Origin of the sequence: Eisenbergiella sp. OF01-20 (genome assembly GCF_003478085.1) — a bacterium.
Lineage (GTDB): Bacteria > Bacillota > Clostridia > Lachnospirales > Lachnospiraceae > Eisenbergiella.
The window spans coordinates 23,115-36,581 of sequence record NZ_QUES01000007.1; the positions used below are offsets into that span (position 1 = coordinate 23,115).

Annotated in this window: 9 protein-coding genes; 2 read left to right on the forward strand and 7 right to left on the reverse strand. The window is 50.1% G+C overall.

From position 1 onward, the window contains the following. Positions 1-80: 80 nt before the first annotated feature. From DXA36_RS10870 to DXA36_RS32895, 7 genes are all read right to left on the reverse strand, one after another. Positions 81-2,606, reverse strand: a complete 2,526-nt coding sequence (locus DXA36_RS10870; protein ID WP_118679037.1) for a glycoside hydrolase family 38 C-terminal domain-containing protein — start codon at positions 2,604-2,606, stop codon at positions 81-83. After that, positions 2,603-4,819 (reverse strand): glycosyl hydrolase family 95 catalytic domain-containing protein, encoded by a 2,217-nt coding sequence (locus DXA36_RS10875; RefSeq protein ID WP_118679039.1) that lies wholly within the window; start codon positions 4,817-4,819, stop codon positions 2,603-2,605. The genes DXA36_RS10870 and DXA36_RS10875 overlap by 4 nt, the downstream gene beginning before the upstream one ends. A 5-nt stretch (positions 4,820-4,824) precedes the next feature. Next, positions 4,825-7,125 carry a helix-turn-helix domain-containing protein gene (locus DXA36_RS10880; protein WP_182479010.1) on the reverse strand — a complete coding sequence of 767 codons (2,301 nt, stop codon included), beginning with the start codon at positions 7,123-7,125 and terminating at the stop codon, positions 4,825-4,827. A 175-nt stretch (positions 7,126-7,300) separates the two neighbouring features. Further along, positions 7,301-8,965 carry an extracellular solute-binding protein gene (locus tag DXA36_RS10885; RefSeq protein ID WP_118679043.1) on the reverse strand — a complete coding sequence of 555 codons (1,665 nt, stop codon included), beginning with the start codon at positions 8,963-8,965 and terminating at the stop codon, positions 7,301-7,303. Positions 8,966-9,092: 127 nt separating this feature from the next. Then, positions 9,093-10,019, reverse strand: a complete 927-nt coding sequence (locus DXA36_RS10890) for a carbohydrate ABC transporter permease (protein WP_118679045.1) — start codon at positions 10,017-10,019, stop codon at positions 9,093-9,095. 12 nt (positions 10,020-10,031) lie between these two features. Continuing rightward, the gene (locus DXA36_RS10895) at positions 10,032-10,958 is read right to left on the reverse strand and encodes an ABC transporter permease (RefSeq protein ID WP_118679047.1); all 927 of its coding nucleotides are present in this window, start codon (positions 10,956-10,958) and stop codon (positions 10,032-10,034) included. 361 nt (positions 10,959-11,319) lie between these two features. Continuing rightward, positions 11,320-11,493 (reverse strand): hypothetical protein, encoded by a 174-nt coding sequence (locus DXA36_RS32895; protein ID WP_182479011.1) that lies wholly within the window; start codon positions 11,491-11,493, stop codon positions 11,320-11,322. Positions 11,494-11,659: 166 nt separating this feature from the next. Here DXA36_RS32895 and DXA36_RS10905 point away from each other — a divergent pair, with 166 nt between their 5' ends. Beyond that, positions 11,660-12,292, forward strand: coding sequence for a helix-turn-helix domain-containing protein (locus tag DXA36_RS10905; protein WP_118679049.1), 633 nt, complete (start codon positions 11,660-11,662; stop codon positions 12,290-12,292). A 145-nt stretch (positions 12,293-12,437) separates the two neighbouring features. Further along, positions 12,438-13,121 (forward strand): phosphatase PAP2 family protein, encoded by a 684-nt coding sequence (locus DXA36_RS10910; RefSeq protein ID WP_118679051.1) that lies wholly within the window; start codon positions 12,438-12,440, stop codon positions 13,119-13,121. Positions 13,122-13,467: the final 346 nt, after the last annotated feature.

Below are 13,467 nucleotides of genomic sequence, written 5' to 3' on the forward strand. Positions count from 1 at the left end.
TGTGTTTCCTGAGCTCATTTACAGTATAGAGTATACCATAATGAGAGAGTCAAGGAGGTTTTTATATTTATTCACAGATATTATTCCCCGAAAATCCCGCATTCTTCCAGGTGTTTTCCGTCGGCGGACAGACGCAGGGTTTTCACTTCAAACGCTCCCAGGGAAACGGACAGCTCCTGCCTGAGGACAGGTATGCGCACGCCGGTTTCCTGCGGGGTTCCGGTGGATTCGAAAAGACGGATCAGATAACAGGCATCGTCTGTGCCTTTCCGGAAGGCGGATAATACCACCGCCGGATTGTCCACCAGAATGACCGATCCCCCTTTTTCCCCTTCTCCGGAAGGGAAGGCGGGCACCGCCATGGGGGGTTCCTGATATACCGCCGCCTCCCGGGTCACCCATTTGCGGCGTTCTTCCCCATCCCCCGCATTGATTTCAAAGGAAAAGCTTCTTTCTCCCTGATCGATATAGGGCAGGAACCGATCCTGGACAAGCAGCGGCCTGTCCCCGATAGGATGGGCGGCATATACGGCGGAATGAAGAAGGGATATGCGCATGGTACCCTCCAGAAAGTCCACGCCGTAATTTCCCCGGTTAAGGACAGTCAGCGCACGGTTCTCTTCTTCGTCAAAAAAACCGCACCAGCGGTGGAACACCTTTTCTTCCCCGTCGCTGCTGTGCGCCATCACGCCATAAGCCGTCTCGGCCAAAGGCATCCCTTTCTTCATGGCCGTGGGGATTTCCCATTTCAGGAAAGCGCCTTTTTCCGCCCAGTTCACCCGGATTTCCACCTGGATTTTCGTTCCCTTTGCCGGCAGGCTGTAGCGGATGCATGCCTGGGAATGGCCGTATTCCATGACCGCTTCCACCACCCGTTTCACCGGCCCGTCCTCCACAACGCGCACGCTGGGAATCCTGCGGCCCGCCGCGCCGTGGCGTTCATTGGAGGTACCGGAGTAACGGCTTCCTTCCTCTTCCCCCATCAGGCAGAACCGCCCCAGTTCTTCCCGGTAGCTGTGCCGGTTCATTCCCCAGGGGTCGCAATCCGTTTTCATCACCACCAGCCCGCAGGAGCCTTCCCGTAAATATTCCGTGCCATCCACCATATAAGAATCCAGAAGGCCCGTTTCCGGGTTGATCCGGACACGGATCCTGTCATTGGCGTAACAGCAGGCTTCTTTTATCTCACCGGCCGCATTCCCCGTACTTTTATCCGCCATAGTTATTCTTGCGGAGAACCGGTTCATGGAGGAAGGCGCAAGCACTGCGCAAAACGATACTCTTTTGCGCCAGTCCAGGTTCATGTTGCAGGCTTCCTTCTCCGCCTGGCTTTCCAGAACCTGCCCGTTTCGGGTGATTACCGGCAGGGCCCAGGCGTCGCTCCAGTTCTGGTTGGCAAGCTGGAAATCACAGGTAAAAATACCCTCCACCGGATGGGGGTGGGGATTATATATGAAGATCGGGTACTCCCCTTCTTCCGCCTTCGCCTCTCCTTCCAGCAAGGCGAAAAAGGCCCTGCGTCTCCAGTAGTTCAGGATTTCCAGACAATGATCGAGCATCTGCAGGCTTGCTTCCTCCACGGACTGGATGGAAGACCCCGGCAGGATGTCATGAAATTCACAAAACAGCAGGGCTTCCCCGGCTTCTTCCAGCTCCTTGCAAGGATAAGGCAGCCGTCCTCTGAGAGCCGCCTGGGACAGCATTTTCTCCGTCATTGAAAGCATTCCTTCCGCTTCCCTGTGTTTCTGTTTTACCCGGATTTGTGAGGTATAGCAGCCTACCGCCCAGGAATTCAGATCCCGTTCCACTCTGGGTTCCTCTCTGCCGGCCGCCCGCAGCACTTCGCGTCTCTGTGCAAAATAGGCCTCCGGGGTGGAATGAAGCAGGTTCCAGTCTCCGGTACGCTCCTTAAGTGCCTTCAAATCCTCCAGATCCATCCGGGACGGCCCGCCGCCGTGGTTTCCCACCCCCCAGAGCATACAGCCGGTCAGCGGCTGTTGATCCTCCGGCTTCCTGCGCTGGGAGTCCATCCATTCCTCCGTTTTTTTCCCGGCTTCCCCCATCAGGGTTCCGTAGGAATCGGCTCTGTGGGCCATGATTTCGGAACCGTCAAACCCCACCCAGATAAAATCATCCGCCGGCAGGGGGCAGTCCCCCTGCCCCGGGCGGCAGAAAAGATACGAATCAAAACCGGCCTTTGCCAACAGCTGGACAAGGCCCCTGCTATGCCCGAAGGGGTCAAAATTAATGGCCGTGGCGGGTTGTTTCCCGAATTTTTCCAGGAAATACGCCCTTCCGGTTTCCATCTGCCGGATAAAGGATTCTCCGCAGGGCATATTGCAGTCCGGCTGCAAATACCAGCCTCCCATGATGTGCCACTTTCCTTTTTCCACCAGCTTTTGGATCCGGGCAAACAGCGCCGGCTCCATTTCTTCTATCCATTTGTATAGCACCACTTCATTGTGGTTAAACACAAGGCCGTCATATTCCTCGCAAAAGACAGCGGCCATACGGAAGGTGGAAATGGCGGCGGCGATCCCCTCTTCCATATCCCACAGCCACACCGGATCCATATGGGCGTTGCAAATCAAATGTAAATCCTTCATCCTAATTTCCCCCATTCGATTTCCACTTCATCCCCGGTCAAAACAGCCAGGGTGAGTGACTGCCGTCCGGCTCCTTCTGTCTCCTGTCCGTTTTTCACAACACGCGCGGCCGGGATATCGTCTTTCCAGCGCAGGGTAACCGTTTCCTCACAGCCGGCTTTCAGCAGGAGACGCCGGATTTGGTAGTCCTCTCTCTGCGTCGTGATCCGGTGCCCGCCTTCCACGGCAAGATCCCTGCAGCTGCAGGACTTCCATTCATCCGGCATGCCCATCTGCAGCCAGATGGTATCCTTGGCCCGGTGGACGAACATTTCGCACAGGGCCGTGGGGATAAAGAACCCGGATTCCAGGGTAAAGGCATCGGCGCTTTCTCCTGCATTGGTATCGGATATGCGCAGGATCCCGTTCCGGTACGGATCCCCGTTTACGGTAAAGGAATTCCGGGAACGGAATACCATGCAATACAGTTCCAGCATGGTCCTGGACATATTCCCCCTGCCGCACCTGGCTGCCATTATGCCCAGGTAAGGGCAGGAAAACGCGGCAAATTCCAGGAAACCCTGGTTGATTGCCGTATCCAGGGAGCGCTGCGCCAAATCGTTGTGCGCCTCCTCACAAAGCGGATAAATGGGGTACAGGTGGCAGAAATGGCGGTGGGATGCAAATACGTCAATCCCGGCATAAACGGGCAGCCCTTTTTCATTCGTTACCACAGGGGCCAGCCTGCCGCAAAAATCTTGCCACCGGGATCCGTCCTGCTTCAGCAGCTTCGCATAGCCGTCCATCTTCCGGCACAGATAATGGAGGCAGGAAAGGGTAAAGGTGGCGTCGTCCGCCATAAACATGTGGCCGTCCTTATCCACTTCCGGGGATGTGGTAAAAGGAATGTGCAGATAACCGTCCTCTTTTTCCACGGCAATCCCCTGATACAGGTGGAGTACCTTTTCGATAAACGGATAAATCTTGTCCCGCAGGGTATCTTCCTCCCTGCTGTACTCATAAAACCAGGTGAAATCCACCGCCACGAACAGCTCCGGCCCTAAAAGGGAGTTCCAGTAGCACCATTCGGAGGCTGCGCCGGTCCCGTCCGGCGTCATCATGGTGGGGATGTGGATCGCGTCCCGGATGCCGAATAGTTTATAAGCCCGTTCCATAAAACGGGGAACCGCCCTGCAGTAATAATCCACATAGGGGCGCGCCAGCTTCCCATTGCCCGTTTTATAGGCCGGCCAGTAGCAGGACTGTACATTCAGATCGTTATGTAAATCCCCGTACCACGCGGGCATCCGGTTATTGGGGTTCCATATGCCCTGAAGCGTTACCGGGGAGGAATCCTCCCGTTCGTTGCAGTACAGCTTATACATCTCCTGCTCAAACGCCTCCTGAAGCCGTTCGTTGGGCACCCGGATGTCAAACCCGTCCCAATAGGTTTTCCAGTCCCGGATATGGGCTTCCAGATAGGCGTCTTTGTTTGCCAGATAATCCAGCACGCGTTCCTTCCCGGCTTCCGCCATGGCCGTTTCCCCGGCCTGCTCCCCGGTTTCTATGCTTACCGCCAGAAACAGGCTTTCCCCGCCGCATTCCATACGCCCTGCGCTTAAGACAGCGCTGTCCTTTCCTCCGAAATGCTGCCGCACGGTAACCAGGCCGTTCTCCTCCGTCTGGGTGCATGGCTCATAGTTCCAGTCCCGGAGGGGTTTCAGGCGGGGGGAGTCCAGATCCCAGCCGAGCGCTTTGACCGCCAGGGAGCCGGCCCCGGCCCCGTGCAGTTCTATTCCCAGCACGTTCACGCAGGAATCCAGCCAGATCTTTCCCCGGAACACCTTTTGGTCCTCCATTTCCAGACGCAGGGTGGTTCTGGCTTCCTGCATATCCGTCTCCGCCCAAAAGGATGTGATGACTCCGGGCAGGCTCAGTTCCGCCGCGAGGGACGGCAGCCTGGTTCTTCCGATATGTTCCCCGAAAATATCGGTTTTCTCCACATAACGGGGATCGCCCTCAATAAATTCCTTTTTATGGGACAGGATTTGGGAAAAATCCGCTTTCGGCATATCCGGAAGCGTTTCCCGCAGTTCCCACAAACCCACATGATCCACGGAAACACAAAGCTTTCCGTTCTGCACATACAGCACCGTTCCCATTTTCCCGTTTCCCCAGAACGGCCCTTCACAAAACTGGCAGGGGATCCTGTCCAGTACCATTTTTTTATTCATCACAATTACTCCTCTTCATTCCTGCGGGGTATTTGACTGAGCTTGCGGAATTCGTTGGGCGTCATTCCTTTTATCCGTTTAAAAGCGGTACGCATCACGTATACGCTGTTATAGCCAGTCTGTTCCGCTATTTTTTCCATGGTATGTCCTTCCTTCAAAAGGGCGCATACCTTTTCGATTCTCATTTTTTCCAGATAGGTGGCAAAATTTTCCCCGAACAGTTCCTTGAACAGCTTGGAAAAATAGGTGCTGGCATACCCGAAGTCGTCGGATATTTTGGTCAGCCCCATATCGCTGTCCATGTAGTGGTTACCTATATATTGTTCGATCTCCTCCACCTGCCGGCTGCTGCTTTCCTTATTTACGGCCTTCACCATATCACAGATATATTTAAACATGCTGTTAATATGGTGAAACCGCAGCAAAATATCATTTTCCCGGTTCAGCTGCTCCAGCTGGCGGTAAATTTCCTCTTCCTGTATTTCCACCCTGTCGTTTAAGCTGTGCAGTGCCTTGAACACCGCACACTGAAGATCATTGACAAGGAAATGCATCATGGAGGGGCTGATATTCCGGGAAAGCACGTTAACCTGGTAAACCTCGCTGAGCTGGGCATGCATGCTTTCCGCATTACCCGCACGCACCGCATTTACCAGACGTTCCTCCAGCGTCACCGGGAAATAATAAAATTCCTTGCTGTCCTGGTAATCCTCATAAAATACCACGGATTTCCCGGAGGAATCCCCAAAGGTAAGCATCTCGTATACCTGGTCGTAGGCCTTGCTGATTTCCGCCATATCCCTGCATACCGTACTTACGGCGATCCGCACCCTTACGCCGTACTCCTCCCAGAAGGTTTCCCTCATTTTTTCCAGCGCATTAAGGAAACCGGGGCGGGAGGGCCGGAACCCATCTTCCAGCGTACAGATCACGGCACTGCTGTCCATGTCCGTATCGCACATATAGTTATCCCCGGGCAAAAGCGAATCCAGGGCCTGGTGAAGCACCTGCTTATAGACCACCGTCTCTTCCGCATACAGCTCCACATCCCCGGAATCTCCCCCACCGATGAGGAAGGCGATTACCAGCATCCTTTTATCCCGCAGGCAGATGCCGTAATCCTCCAGGCCCTGTATGGTCACGCCCTCTCCGCCATGAAGCAGACGTTCCAGGAGCAAGGCCCTGGTGACAGGCTTCTGCCGGATAATGCTTTCCTGTAAATCCGTATTATTATCAATCAGCTGTTTCAGGGAATTGGATATGTATTCCATTTCATCTCCCTTTAACGGCTCTTTATCGTCCACGCCCATATTGAACAGCATCTGCAGGATGCCGTCTATCCGCTTTCCTCTTTTCCAGGAAACGAGCAGGATGCTGCCTATGCCCACAAACAGCACCGCCAGCATCAGCAGGAACAGTTTCTGCTGGTCCCGGTTGATCTGCAGGGTGATATACGCCTTTGGGAGAACGGAAATATAGGTCATTCCCAGGTGTTCGGAGTCTACCCGTATCACCTCCACCGTTTTCCCGTCCAGTTCTATTTCCTGGATTTCCTTCCCATTTTCCAGCACCGACGCGGGAACCTGTGCAAAGCTTCCGTCCGCCGCAGGGACGGATAAAATGATCGCCTCCTCTTCCTTGTCCAGAAGATACGCCCAGCCGTCCTGGGATATATACGCATCCCGCATCAGGTTTTTGATCGCTTCGGAGCGGATAGGGAAAATCAGGTTTCCTTTTACCCCGGTATCGGTGACAAGGGACTGGACGAAAAGGATCCTCTCCTCTATGGCCCCGTTCTGTTTGGTCTGCTCCTCCGGGAAAAAACGTTCGGTATAGTGGCCCTTCATCAGTTCCTTCCATTCCTCCCAGGACATGTCCCCGTACTGGAAAAAGGAGTGCCAGGAATCCTGGTATAAATAAACCCGGTTTGGGGATATGACCATATCCGGCTCACGGAACAGGACATAATATTCCTCCACAAAGGTCTGGATCTGCATAGCAGCCATATATTCCTGGGCATAGGTGATTTTGGATATCTCGATTTTCTTGTCTTCTTCGTCCATCTGTGTGGCGATATAACGGATATTGCCGTTACCGGAAAGCCTCGCCGTAATGGTGTTGATTTCCCGGAAATTATTGTCCAGCGTATCCATGGTATGGGCCATGTTGGAATGCACGCTGGCGCAGATATTTTCCCGGGTGGAAACCGCCAGATTTTCCAGCATGACAATATTTATGACCAGCGGCAGCAAAAAAATAGCCAGATAGGTAATAATTAATCTGATATAAACTTTCCTGTATTTCATTCGGGGCCCCCTCCTGTGACATGCACCATCGCACCTGTGCATCGTCCTACCCTTCCTCATTTATTCCGCCGCCGGTAAATAGTACAACAGCTTGCGGCGGCAGAACAATTATAGCAGTTTCAGATTAAAATAGAAAGGGGCGCGCCTTTTCAAGCGCGCCTTTTGCACAGGTTACTTATTCTGCTGCATATACATCGTAGGCCTTCTGGTACAGGCTCACATAAGTCTCCACATCATATTTTTCCAAAGCCTTCAGATAAGAATCCCAATCCTTTTCCACGCTCATTTCACCGGTTGCGAACTGGGCAATGGAGGTCTTTACATATTCCCGTAAGGAGGTCTGGATGGTCGTGAAGGTTTCCGAATCCGTATCATCCTCCAGGAACAGGTTCTTGGGCAGGTATTCGGGATAAAAATAAGGAATTACCTTTGCCGTTTCATCAAAAAGCCTCGCTTCATAGGAATCGGGCACATACATATCCTCCGGTCTGGGTGACATGGACGCACGGAACTCCGCCAGCTGGTTCATCAGCCCTGACCAGAACGTATTTTTCTGGTACGCATCATCTTCATTGGATGTAAATCCGGGTTTAATCCAGTAAACCGCATCGGTTCCCTGCAGGATGGATTCTGTGGGAGTATCCAGTTTTCCCCAGTAGTTGCCTTCTTCCCCATACATCTGTACCATAGAGGATTCATCACCCATAAGGAAATCGCCAACCTGGAAAGCCGCCTCTACATTTTCACATTTATCGGTAATAAACCAGCTGAAGCCTTCTGTCATATCCACGTAATCCTTGTGCAGCTGCCATCTCGCGCCGCCGGGGCCTTGTGCCGGAATCATAGCTGCGGTCACTTCGTTCAGATGGGCGTCTTCCAGGTCAATGCCCATGGCAAAATGATCGGCGGTATAGCCGAATACCAGGTTTTTGTCGGAACGGATTACCTGCTGCATCTGATCCGAGGTCTGTGTAAAACAGGTGGGGTCGATCAGGCCGAGGGAGTACAGTTCATTCAGGTATATCAGGCCCTGCTTGAATTCTTCCGTATTACAGGAGAAAACCACCTTGCCGTCTTCCACATGGGACAGGGTATCCTTGTCAACCGGAACGAAGGAATTAAGCAGATACCATTCCAGCTGGCAGTCCCAGTCCTTGCTGCCTGTTAGGGGGATTTCATCCGCCTTGCCGTTGCCGTTATAGTCGCTGTTCTTTACCGCAAGCAGGACTTCCTTCAGCTCTTCGGTGGTCTGGGGTTCTTCCAGCCCTAAGGATTCCAGCCATTCGGTGTTATACCAAAGCTTGGGATAAGCCTGGCAGTGGTAGCATTCGTTAGCGGTTACAAAGCCGTAGATATTTCCGTCCGGCGCATAGGAAAGCTGCTCATACTGGGGTCTTGCTTCAAATAATTTCTTAATGTTGTCACCGTACTGATCAATGTAATCATTAATGGGAATGAAAATGCCTTCTTTTGCGAATTTCACCATTTTCTGCTTGTTCATGCCATAGCAGATAACATCCGGGTATTCCCCGCTGGAGAGCATCAGGTTCAGCTTGGTGTCCGCATCCGCTTTTTCAGAGGGCAGCTGGACAAATTCAATATTTACGCCCGTTTTATCCTCAATATATTTGATGGCATAATTGGCGTCGGAATATTCCCCTTTTTCATTCATGGAGACTGCCACGGTAATGGTAGGGCGCTCCTCTTCCCCTGCGCTCTGTGTTCCTTCCCCGGTGCCGTTCGTCTGTGCGGAAGAAGAATTCCCGCCGCAGCCCGTAAGGAGCAGGGCTGCCGTGAGGCCTGCCGCCACAAGTCTGGTTCCTAAATTTTTGCGTTTCATACGCTACCTCCCATATTTTCTTGTTTTTATGTTTAACCCACCAGGAAAGGCTGTCTTATCCTTCCGTGAGTGAAGCATCTTTTTGGGTAACTGTTACCTACCCTTCTTCTCTTTTTGCGTTCCTGCATCAGCCCTTTATGGATCCCATCATGATACCCTTTACGAAATGCTTCTGGATCAACGGATATAAAAGCAGGACGGGTACCGAGGAAACCACAATCAGGGAATACTGCAGCAGCGTTTTCAGTTCCTGGCGGTTCATCTGTTCCGCCAGATTCATGGTAATACCGGTGCTGTCGCTCATAACCAGGATGTTCCTGAGAGTCATCTGCAGCGGCTGCTTGGCAGAATCATTCAGGTAAATCAGCCCGGAGAAGAAATCGTTCCATTTCCCCACCGCATACAGCAGTACCATAACCGCTATGATCGGCTTGGAGAGGGGAAATACCATGCTGGTAAAATACTTCCAGTCCGAACAGCCGTCTATGGAAGCGCTCTCGTAAATCTCCAGGGGGATGGAGCTTTGGATATAGGTTTTCGTCAGGATAACGTTCCATACACCCATGGCGGAAGGAATGACCATCGCCCAGAATGTATCTATCAAATGCAGCTTACTCACCACCAGATAGGTGGGAATCATACCGCCGCTGAAAAACATGGTTACCGTAAAAAGGAACATGACCGGCCCCCGGATTTTCAAATCCACACGGGACAGCGGATAGCCCGCAAACAAAGTCAGGGTAACGCTGATAACCGTTCCTGCCAGCGTATATTCCACGGAGTTGATAAAGCCGCGCAGAATGCTGGGAGACTGGAAAATCGCCTCATAGCCCACCAGAGAGAAATCCACCGGCCACAGCAGAACCTTCCCCGCGGAAACCGCACTGGGATCACTGAAGGAGGATGCCAGGATAAACAAAAGGGGAACCAGGATAACTATCATAATCAGGAGTAACAATACCCATACGGAAGCAGTGAGTATCCTGTCCGGGGTGCTGTGATAAAGCTTTACCTTATTCTTTCTTTTCTTTTTGTTTTTTTCCATTGTTCTCATTCCTGCTCCCTCCTACCATAAGCTTGTTTCGCCGAACTTCTGGGAAAGCTTATTTGCGGCGAACAAGAGTATAAAGTTAACGACCGAATTAAACAGGCCCACCGCCGTGGCAAAGGAATACTGCAAATCCTTCATGCCCCGCTTAAATACATAGGTGGAGATAATTTCGGATACCGGCAGGTTCAAAGTGTTCTGCATGAGGTATATTTTATCAAAGCCAACGCCCATGATGCTTCCAATTGCCATAATCAGCTGAATCGTGATAATCGGCTTCAGGGCCGGCAGCTCTACAATCCGGATTCTCTGCAGCCGGTTGGCCCCGTCAATCAGGGACGCTTCCACCAGGGACTGATCCACATTTCCCAGGGCCGCGATATATATAATAGCGGAAAAACCTGTTGTCTGCCATACTCCAGACCATACATAGATGTGGCGGAAGTAGGATACCCTTCCCATAAAATCCACCCTGTCCATTCCCAGGAATTCTATAACCGTGTTCACGATACCGATATTCAGGTGCAGGCACTGCAGCACGATACCGACCAGGACTACGGTGGAAATAAAATAAGGGGCGTAGGTAACGGTCTGCATAAACTTCTTGAAACGGTCATTTCCTATAATATGTAACGCCAGCGCCAGAATAATAGGTGCCGGGAAGGTGACGATCAACTGATAAAAACTGATAATCAGCGTATTCTTAAGAAGCATTCCGATATCCGGGCTTCCGAAGAACTGCTTGAAATACTTCAGCCCCACCCAGTCGCTGCCCAGGATTCCTTTCCGGAATGAATAATCCTTAAAGGCAATTACAATTCCTCCCATAGGTACATAGCAGAATATTATAATATACAAAACCGGAAGCAGCAGCATCAGATACAGCTGCCACCTTTTTCGGAAATCCTGTTTCAGATTCCATCTTTCTTTTTTCGTTTTAGCCATCTTTTTCCTTCCCTTCTTCATAAGATGCAGTCGTTTTGTTAACTTGATTACATAATAGGGTTGTATCTTTCTTTTTCCAAGAATTTATCCTTGTGATGGCTGTGGATTCTTGTGAAATGCGGGGAAAGGATTTTTGTGGGAAGGAATTTTACTTGTGATTTTGGGCGTATTTACGGGGATTTAAACAAAAAATAAGCCCGAAATCAGCAGAAGGTTATCTGTATTCCTCTGATTTCAGGCTTTTCTGCTCCACAATGAAGGCATTACGCTCTGCACCTGTGTGTATTCCTCCTCTATTGCGGTGGCATGAGGATGGGGATAAAGCTTGTACGCCGGATTTCATACAGCACGGCCAGCCTGGTTATTTTAGGGGCATGATGTCCAGAGCCACCAGATCAGGCTTCTCCTCCTGAAAACAACGGAGCGCCTGCGCTCCATCATAGGCAGAGATGGCTTTCTGCACGGCAGATTTCATATACTCACATATAGCCTCATTGGTTTTAGGATCATCTTCCGCAATTAATAGCGTTGCCATGAAAAGCATCTCCTGTATCAGGATAGCATTTCCATAGGGAAAGACTATGGAAGAATTTTTATCTATTTTTTACAACTAATCTGCAATAAATTCTTGAATAATCCCCACTTCCAACTTACAATACTAATCATAAGAAAAGGCGGCAAAGGATTACAGGTACGGTGAAATGGAATTTAATGAAAAACTGCAGTATCTCAGAAAACAAAATAATATGACACAGGAGCAGCTTGCCGGGAAGCTGTTTGTTTCAAGAACAGCTGTGTCAAAATGGGAAAGCGGTAAGGGATATCCGAATATTGAATCATTGAAAAGTATATCCGCACTTTTCGCTGTTACGATTGATGATTTGCTGTCCGGCGAAGAATTGATATCTCTTGCCGATAAAGAAAACCGCACCAACATCAGCAGGATTATCAGTCTTATTTATGGTATTTTAGATCTGATGATGTTAATATTTCTATTTTTACCGCTCTATGGCCAACAGGATAAAGATATGATACGTATGGTAAGCCTGTTTGATTATTCCGACGCAAATACCATAACCATGACTATTTATTTTGTGCTGCCGGTTCTCACGGCGGTTCTGGGGATTATCCAGTTGATCCTGCAGCACTTTCCGGAAGGAAAGTGGCACAGCTATATACGGACCGTCTCCATTTTCCTGCAGGCCTTCTCTATTCTCGCCTTTACCGCTTCCAGACAGCCCTACGCCACCGCTCTTCTCTTCTTGTTTTTTATGGGCAAGATTGTATTTTGGGTCAATTTCCCCACGGGAAGAAAGGGCCGCCGGAAAAAGTGAATTCGCATAAAAAAGCCATTGATACGAAACGTATCATGGTCTTTTTTTATTGTGACGCAACGTTTCTTGTCCTTTCTGAGGTTTGGCAGGATAATCAGCATGCAGTCTGCAGGTAACCTATCACAGCCAAAGAAAGGAATGTTGTATGCAAAAGAATTCAAAAAAAAATTTTATAGTAACAGGATTCTTATTTCTGATCTTCCTACTATTTACAGTACTCATCAAAACCATTGATGTAAAGCCCGTCGGCCCAAACCAATCCGAGATAGGATTTGCTTCCCTTAATCTGTTTCTCTTTGACTTTTTCGGTGTAAACCTTCTATGGTATAACATTACCTGCTGCCTTGGCGGTATTGCCATACTTTTTGCATTCGGTTTTGCAGTTGCAGGTCTTTGCCAGCTTATCAAAAGAAAACATATTTTAAAGGTGGATTTCCGGATTTTAGCAATGGGCGGACTGTATGCATTGGTCGTCTTCTTTTATGTTTTCTTTGAACTTGTCATTATTAATTACAGGCCGATTCTCATGGATACCGAATTAGAGGCCTCCTATCCATCCTCCCACATTATGCTCACTGTCTGTATCATGGCAGCGGCGGCTCTGCAATTCCGTCAGCTATTTGGGAATAAGTTGGCTTTGCTTATCGCTGCGGAAGGTTTTTGTATCTTGTTAATTGCGGGAATGCTGATTGGCAGGCTGCTGTCCGGTGTCCACTGGTTTACCGATATTGCTGCGGGTGTTCTGCTTGCTTCCGCTTTGGTGATGCTATATTATTCTGCGGTAAAGCGGATGGAGGAATTGCAAAACATAAGTGACTGTCATCAATAAGCGGGATAAAAACATTACCGTGTAATAACGCAAGGGGCCGTCTGAACTGTTACCCTGTATTTATTGTTCACGGCCCCCTGTATCCCTGTATCTGAAAATATCAAACAGATGCGTTGACTTTTTGCCATTACTAAAGTATCATAATTATATTCTTATATGTAACTTATGCATTCGCACATTCTGGCAGTTTCTGCCGAAAACCACACGTATTAACAGGGCAGGAACCAGAACAGGCGCTGAGGCACATCGTTATCGGTTCCCGCTCTCCAAGGAGGAACCGATGAAGAAACATCACGGAGCAAAGAGAGAGCTATGATAAGCTGTCGGTAGTCATTATCTGTCTGCA

Coding starts and splice junctions, on each gene's coding strand:
- DXA36_RS10910 (WP_118679051.1), top strand. CDS start 12,438: ATGCAAAAGAATTCAAAAAAAAATTTTATAGTAACAGGATTCTTATTT.
- DXA36_RS10885 (WP_118679043.1), bottom strand. CDS start 8,965: ATGAAACGCAAAAATTTAGGAACCAGACTTGTGGCGGCAGGCCTCACG.
- DXA36_RS10895 (WP_118679047.1), bottom strand. CDS start 10,958: ATGGCTAAAACGAAAAAAGAAAGATGGAATCTGAAACAGGATTTCCGA.
- DXA36_RS10870 (WP_118679037.1), bottom strand. CDS start 2,606: ATGAAGGATTTACATTTGATTTGCAACGCCCATATGGATCCGGTGTGG.
- DXA36_RS10905 (WP_118679049.1), top strand. CDS start 11,660: ATGGAATTTAATGAAAAACTGCAGTATCTCAGAAAACAAAATAATATG.
- DXA36_RS10880 (WP_182479010.1), bottom strand. CDS start 7,125: ATGAAATACAGGAAAGTTTATATCAGATTAATTATTACCTATCTGGCT.
- DXA36_RS10890 (WP_118679045.1), bottom strand. CDS start 10,019: ATGAGAACAATGGAAAAAAACAAAAAGAAAAGAAAGAATAAGGTAAAG.
- DXA36_RS10875 (WP_118679039.1), bottom strand. CDS start 4,819: ATGAATAAAAAAATGGTACTGGACAGGATCCCCTGCCAGTTTTGTGAA.
- DXA36_RS32895 (WP_182479011.1), bottom strand. CDS start 11,493: ATGGCAACGCTATTAATTGCGGAAGATGATCCTAAAACCAATGAGGCT.